Origin of the sequence: Candidatus Arsenophonus triatominarum (genome assembly GCF_001640365.1) — a bacterium.
GTDB lineage: Bacteria > Pseudomonadota > Gammaproteobacteria > Enterobacterales > Enterobacteriaceae > Arsenophonus > Arsenophonus triatominarum.
Genome location: NZ_LWMI01000010.1, coordinates 64,320 through 84,135 on the forward strand (window position 1 = coordinate 64,320; position 19,816 = coordinate 84,135).

The window sequence follows — 19,816 nt, forward strand, 5'->3', positions numbered from 1 at the left end:
GTTAAAGTGTTATAATATAACATTATCAAAATTAGTCTATGGGAACTATTCTATGTTACACAAAATAAAAAAAATTGTTCAAAAAATTATGGAAAAAAAATGCATTCTTGCTGGACTGTTACTCGGTTTCTTATCTACTACTCAAGCTGATGTAGTTACGTCAATTCGTCCGTTAGGTTTTATTGCCGCAGCCATTACTAATGGTGTTACTGATGTACAAATATTATTACCTGATGGTGCTTCACCCCATGATTATGCTTTAAAACCTTCCGATCTGGAAAAGATCAAAACTGCTGATCTTTTCATTTGGGTTGGATCAAATTTAGAAACTTTTTTAGAGAAACCATTAGCACAATTACCCACTGAAAAACGGATCACATTAGCCGAAGATCCGGCTGTAAAAGCACGCTTATTGAAAAGCAGCGAAGATAGCACAGCGGTAAATAATAAAAATTCTCATGGCCATCATCATGATGAGCATCATTCACATGGTGAGTATAATATGCACATCTGGTTGTCACCAGACATTGCACGTATTGCTGCTAACATTATCCACCACCGATTAGTCGCTTTATATCCTAAATATAAAAAACAGTTGGACGTAAACCTTCGTAAATTCGATGAGAAATTGACGCAAACTGATCAAAATATTGCTAAGATGTTACAGTCGGTTGGAGATAAGCGATATTTTGTTTTTCATGATGCTTATGGTTACTTTGAAAAACGCTATCATTTGGCCTCATTAGGTTATTTTACTATTAATCCTATCATTCAGCCTGGCGCCCAAAGACTATATCAAATAAGAACAATGTTGGCTCAGAAAAAAGCAGTTTGTGTTTTTGCTGAACCACAATTCAGGCCAGCGGTGATTAAAGCTGTTATAAAAGATACCGATGTATATATGGGGACATTAGATCCATTAGGGAGCGGCATCGGATTAAGTAAGGATAGCTATGTGGAATTTTTAACAGCGTTATCTAATCAATTTAAAAGCTGCTTGGATAAGAACTAGAAGGAATTTAATACGTGCAGCAGATGGCGAAGACTATCGTTCAGGTATATGGCAATTTGCCTAAACCGCATAAAATTATGCTAGGCATATTAACCGTAGCAACATTGGCTGTCGCAATTTGGCGGCCTGTTGTTATTCAACCCGATGATAAAGATGAAGATATTTCTCAAGAATCATCGCCAATGAAACTAGGTATTATTCTTGGTAGTAAAGATAAAAGTGAAACTAATACCAACCAAGTAGATAACTCGGATACTGATGATATTATCACCGATAGCAGCGAACAGTTACCTGATGAAGGGGTAACTGATGAAAAAGGAGCTGATACACCCGATGAACATGTTATTTCAAACGGTGATAATCTGACTAGTATTTTAACTCAGTATGGTTTAGATGCTGGTGATGTGGCGGCTCTTTCTAATCAACACCGAGCGTTACGGAATTTGCAAATAGGGCAAACGTTAAGCTGGGAATTGAATAAAGATGGAGAATTACAGATACTGACATGGATTATTTCACAGCGTGAAACACGTGTTTATACTCGCCAAGGTGCCTCTAGTACTTTTAATGAAAAGAAGCAAATTCGTCAAGGTGTTTGGGCTGATAAGGTTATCCAAGGTAAAATAAACGGTAATTTTACCTCTAGTGCAGTTAATTCAGGCTTAACATATAACGAAGCACGTGAAGTGTCTAAAGCACTACAATGGCAGATTGATTCGCGTAAGCTAAAGTCAGGTGATAAATTTTCGGTCTTGTTAAGTCGTGAAATGCTTGATGGTCACAGTGAACAAAGTCGTTTGTTGGGGGTTCATTTATTAACTAATGGTAAGAATTACTATGCCTTTCGAGCCGAAAATGGCCGCTATTATGATAGTGAAGCTAATGGCTTAGAGCGCGGTTTCTTACGTTATCCTACAGCCAAAACCTTTAGAGTCTCTTCTCCTTTTAGTTTGCGTCGTATAAATCCGGTAACAGGGCGTCCAGCTCCTCATCAGGGAGTCGATTTTTCTATGCCCGTTGGGACACCGATATTAGCGGTTGGTGATGGTGAAGTTATTGTGGCGAAATTTAGTGGAGCGGCCGGTAATTTTATTGCTATTCGTCATGGGCGTCAGTATACCACTCGTTATATGCATCTACGTAAATTATTGGTTAAACCAGGTCAGAAAGTAAAAAGAGGTGAACGCATAGCATTATCAGGTAATACTGGGCGTACTACCGGTCCTCATCTTCATTATGAGTTATGGTTTAATCAGCGCGCAGTTAACCCATTAACAGCTAATTTACCTCATTCAGGTGGATTAACAGGTAAAGATCGTCAACTCTTTCTGGCATTCGTTAAAGAGAATAAATCGAAGCTGGCAAGCAATTAATATGATTTTTGTTAGCTAATTAGGTTGTGAAATAGCATTTTATTTACTGCCATAATTATTTTTTGTAAATCATAAGGTTAATATTATAATGTATCTCAGATTTTAGATTTTTATACGTTGTATTTGAGTGTACTAATGAATAAAGAACAGGATACAGATAGTAAACTTGGTTATATTCCTACCTTTCATCGTATTTACCTACATCCCAAATATTGGGGGATGTGGGTTGGTGCATTGTTATTAGCGGGGACAGGTTATTTGCCTATTAAGTTACGCGATCTGTTACTGGCAAACATGGGTAAGTTAATTGGTAAGTTAGCAAAAGGCTCGCGTAGGCGGGCAAAAATTAATTTGCTTTATTGTTTTCCAGAATTGACGGAGCAGCAAAGAGAGAAATATGTTGATGAAATGTTTGCTGTAGCACCTCAATCTTTTGCAATATTAGCCGAATTAGTTTTACGTGGCGTAGATAAAACTTTAGCACGAACTCATTGGCATAATGAACAAATTATTGAACAATTAAAAGAGCAACAGCGTAATATTATTTTTATGGTACCTCATGGTTGGGCGGTTGATATTCCAGCCATGTTATTAGCGGCTCGAGGCCAAAAAATGGCAGCCATGTTTCATCATCAAAAGGATCCTGTGGCTGATTATTTATGGAACAAAGTGCGTCATCATTTTGGTGGTCGTTTACATTCTCGTGAAGAAGGCATTAAACCTTTTATTGCCAGTGTCAGACAAGGTTATTGGGGATTTTATTTACCAGATCAAGATCACGGTGAAGAACATAGTGAGTTTGTTGATTTTTTTGCAACCTATAAAGCAACCTTACCGGCAGTAGGGCGGTTGATGAAGGTATGTAAAGCGGAGATTGTGCCATTATTTCCGGTTTATGATTATAAAACTCACCAATTACATATCTATATTCGTGAGCCAATGGCAGACATTGCTGGGCAGAGTAATCACTATATTGCCAGGCGTATGAACGAAGAGTTGGAATATTTAGTTAAACCTTATCTGGCACAATATACCTGGATATTAAAATTATTAAAAACGCGCAAAGCCGGGGAGATAGAGCCTTATTGCCGCGATGATCTTTATTAATAAAAATACCGCTTGATAGCTAATCAAGTGGTACAAGATAGCAATAAAATTAGATATAATATATTTTTATTTTTTTATCCCTGAGTAAATGTAATAAAAAAATAATATTTTTGATTAAATAAGGCGTATTAATAATAATTATTAGATGTTTTATCAGTCAGTTAAATTATGGCTAAGCAATTAATTAAGTTTATAAAATTTTTGTTTTATATTTTTATCAAAATAACCTTTTCCTTTATAAGTCTCAAGTGTGACGCTCCCTTCGGATGCTTTAATGCCTGCATCCTGGTGGTTAATTAAATGTTTGGTGGTAATATTTATTGAAGATGGGATAATATATTCATTATCCTTAGTAGCGCCTAAAGCAAAAATTATATGTTTATTAGAAATATAGTCTGCTTTAATCGACATAACACCTATCTCCTCCTTATTAGCTACAACGTCAATCGTACCTTTATTATTTAAATATGAGTTTTTACTGGTAAAGATCTTTAATTGATTCGCGAAAATATAGCTATTTTCTGCAAGTACAAATGTTGTTTTATCTCCGGTCAATCCGGAAATTTTTCCATTATTATAATTATAACCATCGATTTCCGTTTTAACATTACCAATAACATAATACTGCTTAGCGACATTAATTTTGGCAGCATTATTAAAACGAACATTTCCTGCGTATATAGTGAGGTTGGATAAAAATTTGTTTTTTTCATTTATTGATGAACTTTCATTCCCCCATATTCCTAAACCAATAAAAATTATTTTTCTCTTATCAGTCTGGTAGTTTATTGTGTTATTTGCATAATTCATTTTACCAGCAACCAAATCAACTCCGGTTGTATTGCTAAACTGACAGTCATCGCAGGTAATACCATTAGGATTGGCAATAACAACTTTTGCTGGAGATCCTTTTATATTTAGCAAACATATTTTTATTTTGTTTTGCATCGTTATTAAGTTGTACTATCACGCCTTTATTAGTATTAAATCGCCGATATTTATTATATGATACACCATTATTGTCAGGTGCTTTAATGTCGATATTAACTTCACCTTGATTAGATATTGTAAGCTTATTTGATTTGTTTTTTTCTTTTGTAGAATCAATTATGATTCCGTTATATTTTATTCCTTGATTGATTGCTAATGTTGGTGTTGATAATAAACTAAGAGCCAATAAATAGTAGCTGAAATTATTTTTTTATGCATATCAAACCCCTTTTAATAAATAAATGCTAAAAAATGTATTTTTCTTTAGTAGGAAGAAAAGTAAAAAAAGTCAGTTATTTTGTCAATTAAAATCTAAATTTTATTAGTTTAATTAATTTAATATTCAATTAATTTATATTATTTTTTCTAATTCATTTATTAGGAAGAATAATGACTGGATCATAAAAAAAAGCGGTAAAAAAATGATAGTAATATTTTTGGTAATTAAAAACCCCGTGTGTATAACGGGGTTAAATGTATTTATGATGTGAAATTATTCGACTTTTAATATTCGGCAGGTATTGGTGCTACCAATCTGACCCATTTGATCGCCCTGGGTGACTAAGACTAAATCAGCTGGCTCAATATAATTTTTTTCCAGCAGGCATTGAATGGCATTTTTAACAGCATTAATCGTATTAGTCTCCTTATTACAATGAATCGGGGTTACGCCACGGTATAGAGCACACTGATTTAAGGTCTTTTCATGATAGGAGATAGAAAATATTGGTAAACCTGAGCTGATCCGAGACATCATACAAGCGGTACGGCCCGATTCTGTCATGGCGATAATCGCTTTTACTCCTTTTAAGTGATTGGCGGCATACATAGCTGACATCGCAATCGCTTCTTCAACGCTGTCAAATATATCATCGAGGTGATGTTTGGCAATATTTATGCCAGCCATCTTTTCTGCTCCAAGGCAAACCTGAGCCATAGCTTCAACGGTTTCAGCGGGATATTGGCCTGCAGCTGTCTCGGCTGATAACATAACAGCGTCAGTGCCATCCAGCACAGCATTAGCAACGTCCATCACTTCAGCTCGGGTTGGCATCGGATTAGTGATCATCGATTCCATCATTTGCGTGGCAGTGATGGCAATACGGTTTAGTTGGCGTGCCCTGCGTATTAGTTTTTTTTGTACGCCGACCAGCTCAGGGTCGCCAATCTCAACACCTAGATCACCTCGAGCAACCATGACCACATCTGAGGCTAAAATAATTTCGTCAATAATTTTGTCATTGGCAACCGCTTCAGCTCGCTCTACCTTAGCGACAATTTGACAATCACAACCCGCTTCACGAGCCAGGCGTCGGGCATAATTTAGATCTTCTGCTGAGCGGGGGAAAGAAACCGCTAAATAATCGACACCGATCTGAGCTGCGAGCAAGATATCGGCTTTGTCTTTATCTGTTAGCGCTTCTGCGGATAAACCCCCACCAAGTTTATTGATCCCTTTATTGTTTGATAATTGTCCGCCAACAGTTACTTCAGTAAGAATTTGCTGATCTTTTACCGTAAGTACTTTTAATTGAACGCGTCCATCATCGAGTAACAGAATATCACCTGATGTCACATCATTGGGTAAACCTTGATAGTCAATGCCGACTTTTTCTTGATTACCTTCACCTTTGGCTAAATTGGCATCTAAGATAAATTTATCGTCGATATGAAGAAAAATTTTTCCTTCTTTAAATGTTGAAACGCGAATTTTAGGTCCTTGTAGATCACCAAGAATAGCGACATGTTGTGCTAACGATTTCGCAAGTTCACGTACTTTTTTTGCGCGTTGTAAGTGATCTTCTGCTGAGCCATGAGAAAAGTTTAGACGAACAACGTTTGCACCGGCTTTAATCACTTTTTCCAGGTTATTATCACGGTCAGTCGCGGGACCGAGAGTAGTAACAATTTTCGTTCTTCTAAGTCGTCTCGACATTTATGACTCCGTTACTTATTAAAATTGGTGTTGGTTGATAGATTATTACATAGAAATGAAATTAATCCCTTTATTAAAGTGTGCTGTTGTATTATTTAAATGCCTTAGTTAGTGAGAATATTTTTTGCAGTAAAACGAACAGATCTATAGTTTGCTGATATTGATCTGTTTGCTAAAGGTAAATAGCACTAGAGTTTATCAGGATATACATCATGTAATATTATATCTTTTACGCGTTTTAAGTTATCTCTAAAATTTTGCCCTCGACGTAAAATAAAGCCAGTTGCTAGCACATCTATTAATGTCAATTGTGCTAGCCGTGATACCATCGGCATGTAAATATTGGTATATTCAGGTACAGCAATCGTGATAGAATAAGGAAGCGATTTGTGCCAGAGGGGAATTAGGGGTAGCAATGGCTATAGCATCATTGGCTATAGCATCATTGGCTTTAGCAACTTTAGCTTGTTCAGCTAAGTTTTGAGTGCGCCCAGTAGGCAAAATGCAAATCACAACGTCACCATAGCGATAGTTAATACAATATATGTGTTGCATCATGACATCAACGAAATAGACCACTGGGATATAAAAACGAAAAAATTCACGAGTTTCGCACCAATAAAAAAACGCTCTATTTTTAAGTTTAATTCAGCATAATATATAAATAGACAAAATCTTATAAATTAAAAGCAACTTATTGTAATTTAAAAATTTATACGTTTTAGTAACTTGCAAATTAACCATTACTTTTAAGCCATTTCTGGAATTTTATATGCCTGTGTGAAACTCGTGAAATTTACTCATAGCGCCATGGGCAACTGCTGCTGAGGAACCTAAACCAAAGAAAGCGATCTTCTTTGCTTGGGTTAATAGATCGATAGCACGATTAATGTTTGTAGTATTTAGGTTATATTTTACAATACCTAATTGCGCGATGGTGGAATCAAAAACTTTTTGCAGTATCATTTTGATCAACCAAACGATTAACATAAGATGTTCCATTGACGAGGCTTTGTGCTAATCGTAATTGAAAATCAGGAAAACGCTTGGTATCCATTCTACGGCAAAAACGATTTACAGTGGGTTCGCTCACATTAGCCAATTTAGCTAGGGTTGCAATACAAAGGTGAATCGCTTTTTGCAGGCTTCAAGGATTGAATCGGCAACTTTCTTTTCTGATTTACTGAAATACTCAAAGTTATTATTTATTTGTTCTAATGTGTTCATACTGAAAAGCTACCCATTTTACTAATATTGCTGAAGGGGGAATCTTGTTACTTAAGTCAAAATATACTACGCGTTGTTTGGTCAGTAATTAAAAAAAGGAAGTTATTAACTGGATTTTTATTAAAAATATGACGGGCGTCTAATTTACTTTGCATTTTAGTTTAATAAATATGAAGAATTAAAAATTATATATAACTAATCAAATTTGTTGCGAATTATTTTTTGAGCAAAATAAAATATCGTGGCTTTGTTTACCTGGTCGAGTCAAAAAGGTACATTTATTTTCTCGATTGAAGCTATCATAGCACTACAGAATTGGTATTTAAGGAGAATCCCATATTATGGCAATTAATAAAGCTGTTCAGGCATGTAATTTGATTATTTTCGGCGCAAAAGGAGATTTGGCTCACCGCAAATTATTGCCTTCCCTTTATCAATTGGAAAAAACGGGCTATATCCATCCTGATACGCGTATTATAGGGATTGGTCGGGCTGAATGGGATGCTGCCGCCTATATATAAAGAAGCTAAAGATGCGATTAGAGACTTTTTTAAATGAGAAAATCGAGCCCAGTTTATGGCAAAAATTAAGTAAGCGCCCTGATTTTTTTAATTTAGATGTTCAGGATTTGAACAAATTTAATTCACTAGCAAAATATCTTGAGGGTGATAGTAAACCCGCCATATATTATTTTGCTATGCCACCAACGACTTTTGGTGCGGTTTGCCATGGCTTAGGCCATGCCGGCCTTAATAAGAAGCCGAATCGGGTTGTTATGGAAAAACCATTAGGCAGTGATCTTGCCTCTTCCTAAGATATAAATAATGAAGTTGCTAAGTATTTTAAAGAGAGCCAGATTTATCGTATTGATCACTATTTGGGCAAAGAAACAGTGCTCAATTTATTAGCTTTACGTTTTGCCAACTCTTTATTTATTAATAATTGGGATTATCGAACGATTGATCATGTACAGATCACAGTTGCTGAAGAGGTTGGTATCAAAGGACGTTGGGGTTATTTTGATCAAGCTGGGCAGATGCGTGATATGGTCCAAAATCATTTATTACAGATCTTGACTATGATTGCCATGTCACTGCCCGCGGATTTAACTGCAGATCTCATACGAGATGAGAAAGTTAAAGTATTGCGCTCATTACGTCGCATTGATTATCGTAATGTACGTGAAAAAACTGTCCGAGGTCAATATACATCAGGTTCTATTCAAGGCAAAAAAGTGGCTGGCTATTTTGCGGAAGAAGGGGCAAATAAATCCAGTAAAACGGAAACTTTTGTGGCAATTCGAGTTGACATTGATGATTGGCGTTGGGCTGGCGTACCATTTTATTTAAGAACCGGCAAACGATTAGCGGCAAAATGCTCTGAAGTGGTGGTTTATTTTAAAAAACCGGCGTTAAATATTTTTTCTGATTCTTATCAGGATCTACCACAAAATAAATTAACTATTCGATTACAACCTGATGAAGGAATTGATATTGAAATTTTAAACAAAGCGCCGGGTCTTGAGCATAAACATCATTTACAGACGACAAAATTAGATCTGAGTTTTTCTGAAACATTTAATCAAATCCATTTAGCTGATGCATATGAACGTTTATTATTAGAAGCTATGCGTGGCATTCAAGCTCTGTTTGTCCGTCGGGATGAAGTAGAAGAAGCATGGAAATGGGTGGATTCTATTATGGACGCTTGGGCAAAGGATGATCAGCCGCCTAAACTTTATCAGGCAGGTACATGGGGACCTGAGGCATCTGATGCGATGATCGCCAAAGATGGTCGTTCATGGAATGAGTTTGAATAGTTTTTGTCTACGTAATAGGGTAATATGTTTAGGTTTATTACCCTTATTTTGGTAGCTTTTTTGCATTTTAGCTGGAATTTATTATAATTATTTGAGTAAATGCAATGGTTATGATATAAATAGCTTTGTATTTATTCTATCAATAGTGAGGATTCATAGTATATCATACTGACTATTGGCCGTGTGATGCATGAATAGAATATCATGTCTAGCGTCAAAAATCAACGTAGTAGCATCATCTTTTCTTATCAAAAATATCTATTATTTCTAGTGAACATCACTGGTGTGGTGCCTTGTAGCGTCTCCTGTTGCTATAATCGGTTTTACCGTAAATGGGCTTTTAATTTAAATCATCACTTAGTTATTACCAATTTAGGTATTTATCTATTGCTTTGATGATTGCTAATAACAGGAGAATATGGTGATTTATTGGATATTTTTGGCATTATAGATTGCCATAGAGGTCATTGGTACTTTATCAATGGAGTATTCTAGCGTCAGCGGTGATATGACTGGCTTATTGGTAATGTATTTTATGATTGCTTCATCTTATATATTATTGGCAATGGCAGTAAAAAAAGTTGCTCTTGGAGTAGCTTATGCTCTCTGGGAAGGTATTGGGGTAATTTTTATAACAGCATTTAGTGTTTTGTTATTTAATGAATCATTACCACCAATAAACTTATTGGATTAGCGTTACTTATTGTGGGTATAGCGCTAATAAAATCGGGTACTAAAAAAACTAGCACACTATATTCGATAAAACAGGGAAAAAAATTACGCCAAAAAGGCCATTCAATAAAATGACTAAAGTTCACGAGTTTCGCACCAATAAAAAACTCTCTATTTTTAAGTTTAATTCAGCATAATATATAAATAGACAAAATCTCATAAATTAAAAGCAACTTATTGTAATTTAAAAAATTTATACGTTTTAGTAACTTGCAAATTAACCATTGCTTTTAAGCCATTTCTGCAATTTTATATTCCTGTGCGAAACTCATGAAAGTTGTTAAGGAGGCATAATATGTTAGCAGAATATCAATGGTGGCATGGTGCCTTTCTATTTCTGGCCGTTATTTTGGAAATAGTGGCTAATATTTTTTTAAAGTTATCAAATGGATTTAAGCGACTGTGGATAGGTGTATTATCTTTAATTGCCGTTTTAGGTGCTTTTAGTGCATTAGCTGTAGCGGTAAAAGGTATTGAGCTTTCCATTGCTTATGCACTTTGGGGGGCTTTTGGTGTTGTAGCCACGGTTGCCGCCGGTTGGATTTTGTTTAATCAACGACTAAATTATAAAGGTTGGGGCGGTATTATTTTATTGATTACAGGGATGGTCGTTATCAAACTGGCATAATTTTATTTCAGCTGCTAGGACATAGCACTGATTAGTAATGGCTAATAGAATAAAATAAAGGAGTTATTTTTACCACGCTCTATGTATCGACCCTTTTTTAACCATAAATAACCCTATCAATGAGGGGTTATTTGTATTAATTCATGCCATATAGGTAAAACTCCGTGTTGACGCATATTTGCGAGAGGATGACAGTAGGCCGATTATTTATGCAGATTTAATAGACTATTTTCTGTTCTATCAGATATCAATTGCATCGTTAAAATTTGAATTATTTACCGATATAATAATTTTTAATTATTTATTCTCAATTTTTTAAGCTAAATATTTTTCTATGTTTCAGCAGATGTCAAATTTAAATGTTGTTTATTCTGCCTATTTAGTAACAATCCTTTTTTTAATATGATAATAGCTAGTGACAGTAATTGCTATTATTTCACTATTATATATGACCTATATTTGGCATTATATCTAATTCCAAATGCTTATCTGTAGGATTGTATTTCAATATTTATAAAAAATAATAATGGGATTTTATTATAATATTTAGCTTCATTTTAAAATTTTTTATAAATGAGGTTGATATTTTTCTTTATTTATATTCCAAAAATATAAGCAATAATATGTTTTGTAACTTTTTATTTATAATATAATTAATATGTGATTTAAATAATGAAATAGAATATTATAAACAATTTAAATTACTCTGTAACTTACATATAGAATTAATAATAAATGAATAATAGAATATTAAAGATGGAAAAATATATATGCAAGTAAAAGAATATAGCAATAAAATTTTAAACACTATAATGTAGGTATGGCAGTTTATGATCATGCCTTAAATATTTAGCAAGGATTTAACGTAAAAATACATAGAGATGGCAGTGATACACCTGGACATGATTTCCTCGCCCAACCCAAAAAAGATAACGGTCCAATCAAAATTAAACTGTTTAGTATTGAGGACGGAAAACCTGCATCTTTCGATTTTGCTATTAGTACACAATATAATCCTAATGGTAATAACTTAATTACTGGCAGTTATACATCTGTAAAAAATAAAAACACCGGTAAAGTTGAAATTATTGATTTCAAATACGATACTAATAGTGGACTTAAACTTGATTTAGCCCCACTGTTTGAAGGTAGCGTTGAAGATCCTACCTGGGATTTTTTAATGACAATAACAGCATATTAAAACAAATAATTTAATATTAATAAAATAAATATATTCAATGTTATAACAATATAAAAAACCAATTGGCATAATAATTAATCCTGGCCATAAAGTATAATGTTATTATAATGGGCAGGATTTATTTTTTATTTTATTCAGCTTGTCAATTTTATTAATTATATCAGCAGATGATTTAAGTTAATTTAATGCAATAAATTAGTTATGCTAATTATCACGCTAATAACAATCACCTGGTAATAAATTGAGTAACAGTAACTATTTAATTAGGGAAAATAGTATTAACGATCCGGATTTAAATAATTAGGCTATAATATAATTAAATGAAAATTTATAATAGAATTTTTATTATAGATTAATATTTTATAGCTGTGTGTTTTATAGGGACTTCTTTTGAAACTTTAAAGGCAATATATTAGCAATAATAATTTTTGAAAAAATTATTAATTAATATATTTAACTAATTTAATGTTTAAATAAGAAAAACCTATGAAATTAAAAAATTTTTTATAATGAGCTTGATATTAACTAAGCGTGTTGCTTAATAGTGAAATAAGGGTATTTCGGTGATTGAAGTAAATTTTAGGCTGTTCTGAGATGGAAATTCCAAAGACCGGCACTAAGGAGTAAAAAGGTATCATCAATAAAGGGTCTACGATTCCGTAAAATTTGGGTCATACAACCGAGGCGCTTGATACCCGCGATGGCGTGTTCAACCGTAATACGGATGCCCGAGATTATTTTATTTTCTTGTTTTTGTTCAGGCGATAAAGGTCTTTTTCGAGTTCCTTTTTTTGGGATTTGTGTATTAGGATGCTGTTTATCTATACCTTGAAAACCGGTATCGGCCCAGATGGTTACCTCAGGGGGAATATGGCGAATTATATCGACTTTATCGAGTAAGCGTTTATCGTGACGGCGCCCATTTTTGATCATGGGGATAAATCCAATTTTCCTCGTTTCGTCAGTCATAATATGTATTAGTCTTAACTTGATCCGACAATTCTGATTTAAAAAAGAGCGTTACCGGTTTTAATTAACATCATTAGATAATTAAATAAAAGGTAATTCTATGTATCAAACAAATAATCCTATCATCAAACATAAAGTCGGGTTACTTAACCTCGCTGAAGAGCTTAATAACGTCTCAAAAGCCTGTAAGATTATGGGGGTATCCCGAGATACGTTTTATCGCTACCAGGAACTTGTTAACGATGGTGGGATAGACGCTTTAATTAATCAAAATCGACGGGTGCCTAACGTAAAAAATAGAGTAGATGAACAGATTGAAAGCGCTGTAGTCGAGTATGCGATTGAATACCCTGCACACGGTCAACACCGCAGTAGTAATGAACTAAGAAAAAAAGGCATTTTTGTTTCGGGGAGTGGCGTTCGCTCTATTTGGCTGCGCCATAATCTCGAAAATTTTACAAAACGCCTAAAAGCGCTTGAAGATAAAATCGCAACAGAAGGAATTATCCTGTCAGAATCACAAATCAGTGCTCTAGAAAAGAAAGCGCAAGATGATGAAGCCTGTGGTGAGATTGAAACAGCGCATCCAGGTTATCTGGGTTCACAAGATACTTTTTATGTCGGTCATTTAAAAGGCGTTGGTCGTGTTTATCAACAAACTTACATTGATACTTACAGTAAAGTCGTTCATTGTAAGCTTTACACAACAAAAAGCGCGATAACGGCGGCAGATTTATTAAATGACAAGGTTCTGCCTTTTTACACCGAGCATGGGTTACCGGTGTAAAAAGGCAGAACCTTGTCATTTACATGAGTTTCGCACAAAACTAATTTGGGTACGCTAATATGTAGTAGCTCAGACTTAATCTGACAGTTACCGGTTATTTATACAGTACCTGTCAGGTTAAATTTGATTTAAATCTTTCTCTCTCCAAAGTTGTTTTCCATCGTGTAAAGTTGCCATAGGAGTTCGACCGCAACACATTTTTCCTTGATGAGTGCGTTGGTTATTATATTCCGCTAACCATTTATCTAAATCAGCTTGTAATTCATTTAAAGCCCTATAGATTTTCTTACGAAAAGCCACCTGATAGAACTCTTGTAATACAGTTTTATGAAAGCGTTCACAAATCCCATTAGTTTGAGGTGAACGAGCTTTAGTTTTTGTATGATCAATATCATTGATAGCGAGATAAAGTTGATAATCGTGATGTTCAACTTTACCACAATACTCACTGCCTCTGTCCGTCAGTATACGTAACACCGGTAACCCATGCTGGGAATAAAAAGGGAGAACCTTGTCATTTAATAAATCTGCCGCCGTTATCGCGCTTTTTGTTGTGTAAAGCTTACAATGAACGACTTTACTGTAAGTATCAATGTAAGTTTGTTGATAAACACGACCAACGCCTTTTAAATGACCGACATAAAAAGTATCTTGTGAACCCAGATAACCTGGATGCGCTGTTTCAATCTCACCACAGGCTTCATCATCTTGCGCTTTCTTTTCTAGAGCACTGATTTGTGATTCTGACAGGATAATTCCTTCTGTTGCGATTTTATCTTCAAGCGCTTTTAGGCGTTTTGTAAAATTTTCGAGATTATGGCGCAGCCAAATAGAGCGAACGCCACTCCCCGAAACAAAAATGCCTTTTTTTCTTAGTTCATTACTACTGCGGTGTTGACCGTGTGCAGGGTATTCAATCGCATACTCGACTACAGCGCTTTCAATCTGTTCATCTACTCTATTTTTTACGTTAGGCACCCGTCGATTTTGATTAATTAAAGCGTCTATCCCACCATCGTTAACAAGTTCCTGGTAGCGATAAAACGTATCTCGGGATACCCCCATAATCTTACAGGCTTTTGAGACGTTATTAAGCTCTTCAGCGAGGTTAAGTAACCCGACTTTATGTTTGATGATAGGATTATTTGTTTGATACATAGAATTACCTTTTATTTAATTATCTAATGATGTTAATTAAAACCGGTAACGCTCTTTTTTAAATCAGAATTGTCGGATTAAGTTAAGACTAATACAGCTAATAAAACACGGATGTGCTCAGTAATAGCATTTTTGATTACGTCCCAATTTTGTTGATAAAGGGTTATTTTTTCAGATATACGACGTTTATGTTGTTCAAACCACGCAGAAATAGCGAGAAAAATATGATTTCTTTGCGCTCGGCTCGTGCGAGCCTGACAGCGTTCAATACCACAATTTTGTTTAACTTCTCGATGATAAACTTCAACAGACCAACGGGCATCCATGATAGATTTGACGTATTGACGGGTGGGATTCTCTTTGTTTGTTACTGTGTAATCAATACAGCCGTTTTTGGCTATAAATTTGAAAACAGTCACCCAACCGTAGCCTCGTAAGTGTATTAAGGTTCCTTCTTCTGAGATGTCTAACTTGTTCAGTTGTTATGGTTAACAATCCTGTTTTTCCTCAGCGTGGTTACCCAGACCCAACCATGAGAGCGAATTGATTTCAGATTATCCAGGCTAGAATACCAGGCATCCATCACTACCGCTTCTGGTATGATCCCTCTTTTTTTAGCAAGAGCGAGCATTTCGGAAAAGTGCGTGTTTTTTGTTTTTCCATCAGAATCTTTATCATAAATACGATAATCAATAGGAATTGATTCAACAGTTGTTAGATTATGCCAACGTAAATTAACTAAACCTATGCCAGCAATAACATCATGTTCATTATAGCTAGGCGACTTAATTTTGATTACAGCATATGTATTAAAAATAGGTCATCGATAGTGCATCCTGTTTCCATCTTTTTACGTTTAGCTTGAGACCATTTATGTTCTATAGGATTTAAATCTGGTGAATACACAGGCAAATATTCTATCTGGTGTCCTGCGTTTATAATTGCCTGTTCAATATTCTTACCTTTGTGAAAGCTAGCGTTGTCCATAAAAATAACAGAATTTTCAGGAAGTTCTGGGAGCAATATTTTTGTGATCCAAACATAAAAAACATCACGGTTAATATTGCAATCAAATAATCCGATAGCAAAAAGGGTTGTTCCCAATAAAGCGCCAATAACATTTGTTCTTCCCTTAGCACCCCAGTTTTTCAGGCCAAAACAACGGTGACCTTTTGGGGAATAGCCGTGAGTTCGTGGAGTGTCATGTGAAAAACCACTTTCATCAATAAAAACAACAGATTTATCTTTTTTTTTTCGTACTGTTGTCTTTTTTGCTGATGTGCCAGCCTGTCGCTTTCGTTGGTTTTTGGATGGAATAGAGTTTTTTTTATAGGTTAATCCCAGCTTTTTAAGGGATTGCCAAATAGTCTTTTTACAAACACCGAATCGCTCTGCCCGTTCCTTTTGGTAAGCATCTGGATACTGTTCCACATCTTTTGCTAAAGCATTTTTATCGAGCTTCCTCTTACGTGGCGTTGAATTTTTTGGCTCTGGTCGTTTAAGCCAACGTACTAAAGACGCTTTTCCAATACGGAATTGTTTCGCAGTTTCTCGAATTGTTAAACCTTCGGCTTTCCTTACAGATATTACTTTACGTCGAAAATCAATTGTATAACTCATAACACACCTTGTAATCAAAATTAAGTCGCCTAGCTATACCTGAATATTGATAATGGACCATCTCTATTTTTTTACTACGTGTTTTGGCAATTAGTGTATCATCGGCAATTAGTACGCAAGGGCTTTTTTTGTCTATAGATGTTTCAACTAATCGCCACAGGTCTTTAGGTTGAAAACACCTGCTTTTTGTGTCATGAGACAAAGGTGATGGGCTTACTTCTGATAACGCCAAACCAGAGTATCTTACACTGCTTACTTGTAAGAATGTTTTGTAGATATCTTTAATGCATGGATAACCGGACAAAATATAAACATCCTAATTTTTTCTTGTTTTGAACTTTATACTTCTTTTTCGGAGTTTGCGAAACTCGTGTTTATATTAATAATCAGATAATTATTTCTAGTCGACATCGTAAAGTTAAATCTCTTGAGCCTGTTATTGACGATCTTAATCATCATGTTGGCGGAAAAACGAGCGGAGAATGGTTAGTCGAAGTTGCTGATTCGATTAACGATGAAGTGAGTGATTTTACCGATATTTTGCATGATCGTTTAATTAAAATGGAAAAAAAGATATTAACTGAAGAGATCCCTGAACGGGGAAAATTAGCGTTATTAAGAAAACAGATTATTATTGTACGCCGCTATATGCCTACTCAACGGGATGTTTTTGCTCGTTTAGCGACAGAAAAATTTTTATGGATGAGCGATGATGATCGCCACCGCATGCAGGAAAATGCCGAAAGGCTTGGACGGTGTATTGATGAATTAGATGGTTTTGTTGCTCGTATCGCCGTAATTACCGATGAAATTAATGCGTTGATATCAGAAGCAACAAATAAACGGATTTATACTATGTCAATGTTAGCGATTGTCTTTGTTCCATTAACCTTTTTAACTGGATTATTTGGCGTCAACCTCAATGGTATACCTGGTAGTGAATTTAAATTTGCATTTAGTATTTTTTGTTTATTATTAAGTTGCTTAATTAGTTTTGTTATCTGGTGGCTAAAAAGAGGGAAGTGGTTATGAAATAAAACATTTTCCAATATAAAATTTCCAGTTATTTAGTTTAGTAAAAAATAAATTGAGCTATATCAAGAAGTTTTAACCTTAACTAGGGCAGAATTGATTTCGCAGGTGAATGTAACGTTAAGCGATGAACGTTGTGTTCCATAATTGTAGTTTTTCTCATATTGAGTTCTTATACAGAATAATTGACCACTATCAGCCGATGTTTAATACATCGGCTTTTTTTTATTTTATTTCAACTATATTAACCCGATCTGAGTGGGACACGAGTTTCGCAATCTCCAAAAAAGAAGTATAAGTTCAAAACAAGAAAAAATTAGGATGTTTATATTTTGTCCGGTTATCCATGCATTAAAGATATCTACAAAACATTCTTACAAGTAAGCAGTGTAAGATACTCTGGTTTGGCGTTATCATGAAGTAATCCCATCACCTTTGTCTCATGACACTATTAGTCGATGGCTAAAAAGCAGGTGTTTTCGACCTAAAGACCTATGGCGATTAGTTGAAACATCTATAGACAAAAAAAGCCCTTGCGTACTAATTGCCGATGATACACTAATTGCCAAAACACGTAGTAAAAAAATAGAGATGGTCCATTATCAATATTCAGGTAATGAACATGATGTTATTGCTGGCATAGGTTTAGTTAATTTACTTTGGCATAATCTAACAACTGTTGAATCAATTCCTATTGATTATCGTATTTATGATAAAGATTCCGATGGAAAAACAAAAAATACGCATTTTTCCGAAATGCTCGCTCTTGCTAAAAAAAGAGGGATCAAGCCTGAAGCGGTAGCGATGGATGCTTGGTATTCTAGCCTGGATAATCTGAAATCAATTCGCTCTCATGGTTGGGTTTGGGTAACTACGCTGAGAAAAAATCGGATTGTTAACCGTAATATACAATTGAATAAGTTAGACATCTCAGAAGAAGGAACCTTAATACACTTACGAGGTTATGGTTGGGTGACTGTTTTCAAATTTATAGCCAAAAACGGCCGTATTGATTACTTACACGAGTTTCGCACAGGCATATAAAATTCCAGAAATGGCTTAAAAGCAATAGTTAATTTGCAAATTACTAAAACGTATAAATTTGTTTAAATTACAATAAGTTGCTTTTGATTTATAAGATTTTGTCTATTTATATATTATGCTGAATTAAACTTAAAAATAGAGCGTTTTTTTATTGGTGCGAAACTCGTGTTGTTATTGGTTATAGCATTTCATTTTTTGGTTTATCACAAGTAGTCAAAATGATGCCATTAGGCATTGCCTACGCTATTTGGTCTGGTTTAGGGATCGTGCTGGTGTCTGTGGCAGCGTTGTTTCTCTATCAGCAAAAATTAGATTGGCCAGCCATTTTAGTATTTTGTTGATTATTTCTGGAGTTTTAGTTATTAATCTGGTTTCTAAAAGTAGTGTTCATTGATAATCGTTAAAGGAGCATTAGTTAATAATCTTTTAACCCTAATACTTATTTAGCTATTTGACTATTTTCAGCTGGAAACCTGCACTATTTTCATCAAATCGCCATAGCGAAAACTGGACTGATAACTATTAGTCCAGCTCAAATTGTCTTAATGACTATTTTTTTTGAACCATAAAAATTGGCTTAACAAGACAATTATTGCCACCAAGAAATAAGCGATAAAAATAATTAATAGCCATACGGGCATTTCAATATTCAAAAATGACCATTGTTTTTGGCTACAGTCACCGTAGGCTTCAAAAACAGTCGGTAACCAGCGGTTAAGTGGCAGCCATGAAGGAAAGTTAACGACAAAATCACATGAATCAAAAGGAGAGGGATAGAGTTGTAGTCGGGTATGTTCGAAGGTTAATTTCAATCCTTCCCAACTACTATATAACCATAAAATTAGTGCTACTGAGCGAAAAGCACTTTTTGGTGCCATGGCAGCGATTAAACCTGCCGCTAAGATAGCAAATATCGCTATCCGTTCGTAAATGCATAATACGCATGGTCTAAGTCCCATACCGTGTTGAAAATAAAGTGCAATGATTTCTAACATACAGGCGCTAATAGCTAGTAGCAACCAGGCTTTTCTGGTTTGAGAGTATGAGTAAAAAAATTTAAACATGTTCATTCTATTCCATTATCTCGATAAGTTAGTTAGGCAAGCATATGATCTTATTTTGTTTACGACAAAAAAAACAGCTAATAAGATAGGATAATGAATTAAATTGTCAAAATGAAT

The 19,816-nt window shown here is 34.8% G+C and carries 11 protein-coding genes and 9 pseudogenes; 10 read left to right on the forward strand and 10 right to left on the reverse strand.

The genetic code is table 11. From position 1 onward, the window contains the following. Positions 1-52: 52 nt before the first annotated feature. From znuA to lpxM, 3 genes are all read left to right on the forward strand, one after another. A complete protein-coding gene (gene znuA, locus AYJ55_RS08555) occupies positions 53-1,012 on the forward strand; it encodes a zinc ABC transporter substrate-binding protein ZnuA (RefSeq protein WP_063655575.1) in 960 nt (319 codons plus the stop codon). A gap of 14 nt (positions 1,013-1,026) precedes the next feature. Beyond that, a complete protein-coding gene (gene mepM / locus AYJ55_RS08560; protein ID WP_063655577.1) occupies positions 1,027-2,385 on the forward strand; it encodes a murein DD-endopeptidase MepM in 1,359 nt (452 codons plus the stop codon). A gap of 135 nt (positions 2,386-2,520) precedes the next feature. Further along, positions 2,521-3,492: a lauroyl-Kdo(2)-lipid IV(A) myristoyltransferase gene (gene lpxM, locus AYJ55_RS08565; protein ID WP_063655579.1), complete on the forward strand. Its 972-nt coding sequence runs from the start codon at positions 2,521-2,523 to the stop codon at positions 3,490-3,492. Positions 3,493-3,672: 180 nt separating this feature from the next. On the opposite strand, the gene AYJ55_RS08570 is transcribed toward lpxM, so the two are convergent. The 4 genes and pseudogenes from AYJ55_RS08570 to AYJ55_RS28430 form a co-directional block, all read right to left on the reverse strand. Continuing rightward, positions 3,673-4,440: a hypothetical protein gene (locus AYJ55_RS08570; RefSeq protein ID WP_063655581.1), complete on the reverse strand. Its 768-nt coding sequence runs from the start codon at positions 4,438-4,440 to the stop codon at positions 3,673-3,675. Beyond that, on the reverse strand, positions 4,367-4,669 hold the full coding sequence (locus AYJ55_RS30625; protein ID WP_187153211.1) for a hypothetical protein: 303 nt from the start codon (positions 4,667-4,669) through the stop codon (positions 4,367-4,369). The genes AYJ55_RS08570 and AYJ55_RS30625 overlap by 74 nt, the downstream gene beginning before the upstream one ends. 306 nt (positions 4,670-4,975) lie before the next feature. Beyond that, on the reverse strand, positions 4,976-6,418 hold the full coding sequence (gene pyk / locus AYJ55_RS08575; protein ID WP_063655583.1) for a pyruvate kinase: 1,443 nt from the start codon (positions 6,416-6,418) through the stop codon (positions 4,976-4,978). A 780-nt stretch (positions 6,419-7,198) separates the two neighbouring features. Then, a pseudogene (locus AYJ55_RS28430) lies at positions 7,199-7,645 on the reverse strand (MurR/RpiR family transcriptional regulator); the annotation flags it as partial. Positions 7,646-7,986: 341 nt separating this feature from the next. On the opposite strand from AYJ55_RS28430, the pseudogene zwf reads away from it, so the two are divergent. The 3 genes and pseudogenes from zwf to mdtI all read left to right on the forward strand — a co-directional run bounded on the left by zwf (position 7,987) and on the right by mdtI (position 10,824). Then, positions 7,987-9,464: pseudogene (gene zwf / locus AYJ55_RS08585) on the forward strand (glucose-6-phosphate dehydrogenase). Positions 9,465-9,945: 481 nt separating this feature from the next. Beyond that, positions 9,946-10,271, forward strand: a pseudogene (locus tag AYJ55_RS08590) (SMR family transporter). Between the two features lie 220 nt (positions 10,272-10,491). Then, positions 10,492-10,824 carry a multidrug/spermidine efflux SMR transporter subunit MdtI gene (gene mdtI / locus AYJ55_RS08595; protein WP_063655586.1) on the forward strand — a complete coding sequence of 111 codons (333 nt, stop codon included), beginning with the start codon at positions 10,492-10,494 and terminating at the stop codon, positions 10,822-10,824. A gap of 1,780 nt (positions 10,825-12,604) precedes the next feature. On the opposite strand, the gene AYJ55_RS08600 is transcribed toward mdtI, so the two are convergent. Next, complete coding sequence (locus AYJ55_RS08600) at positions 12,605-13,018, reverse strand: transposase family protein (RefSeq protein ID WP_342668154.1); 414 nt, start codon at positions 13,016-13,018, stop codon at positions 12,605-12,607. Between the two features lie 76 nt (positions 13,019-13,094). On the opposite strand from AYJ55_RS08600, the pseudogene AYJ55_RS08605 reads away from it, so the two are divergent. Continuing rightward, a pseudogene (locus AYJ55_RS08605) lies at positions 13,095-13,778 on the forward strand (helix-turn-helix domain-containing protein); the annotation flags it as partial. A 120-nt stretch (positions 13,779-13,898) separates the two neighbouring features. Here AYJ55_RS08605 and AYJ55_RS08610 read toward each other — a convergent pair. The 4 genes and pseudogenes from AYJ55_RS08610 to AYJ55_RS28435 all read right to left on the reverse strand — a co-directional run. Then, positions 13,899-14,939, reverse strand: coding sequence for an IS481 family transposase (locus AYJ55_RS08610; protein ID WP_063654070.1), 1,041 nt, complete (start codon positions 14,937-14,939; stop codon positions 13,899-13,901). Positions 14,940-15,016: 77 nt separating this feature from the next. Next, positions 15,017-15,717, reverse strand: a pseudogene (locus AYJ55_RS35780) (IS701 family transposase); the annotation flags it as partial. Between the two features lie 17 nt (positions 15,718-15,734). Continuing rightward, positions 15,735-16,559, reverse strand: coding sequence for an IS630 family transposase (locus AYJ55_RS25465; protein WP_074167988.1), 825 nt, complete (start codon positions 16,557-16,559; stop codon positions 15,735-15,737). 37 nt (positions 16,560-16,596) lie between these two features. Continuing rightward, positions 16,597-16,863 (reverse strand): annotated as a pseudogene (locus AYJ55_RS28435) (IS701 family transposase); the annotation flags it as partial. A 71-nt stretch (positions 16,864-16,934) separates the two neighbouring features. On the opposite strand from AYJ55_RS28435, the pseudogene zntB reads away from it, so the two are divergent. The 3 pseudogenes from zntB to AYJ55_RS08635 all read left to right on the forward strand — a co-directional run. Next, positions 16,935-17,591 (forward strand): annotated as a pseudogene (zntB, locus tag AYJ55_RS08625) (zinc transporter ZntB); the annotation flags it as partial. Positions 17,592-17,923: 332 nt separating this feature from the next. After that, positions 17,924-18,611: pseudogene (locus tag AYJ55_RS08630) on the forward strand (IS701 family transposase); the annotation flags it as partial. A 191-nt stretch (positions 18,612-18,802) separates the two neighbouring features. Beyond that, positions 18,803-19,029: pseudogene (locus AYJ55_RS08635) on the forward strand (DMT family transporter); the annotation flags it as partial. Positions 19,030-19,177: 148 nt separating this feature from the next. On the opposite strand, the gene dsbB reads toward AYJ55_RS08635, so the two are convergent. Continuing rightward, the gene (gene dsbB, locus AYJ55_RS08640) at positions 19,178-19,699 is read right to left on the reverse strand and encodes a disulfide bond formation protein DsbB (RefSeq protein WP_063656270.1); all 522 of its coding nucleotides are present in this window, start codon (positions 19,697-19,699) and stop codon (positions 19,178-19,180) included. Between the last annotated feature and the right edge of the window lie 117 nt (positions 19,700-19,816).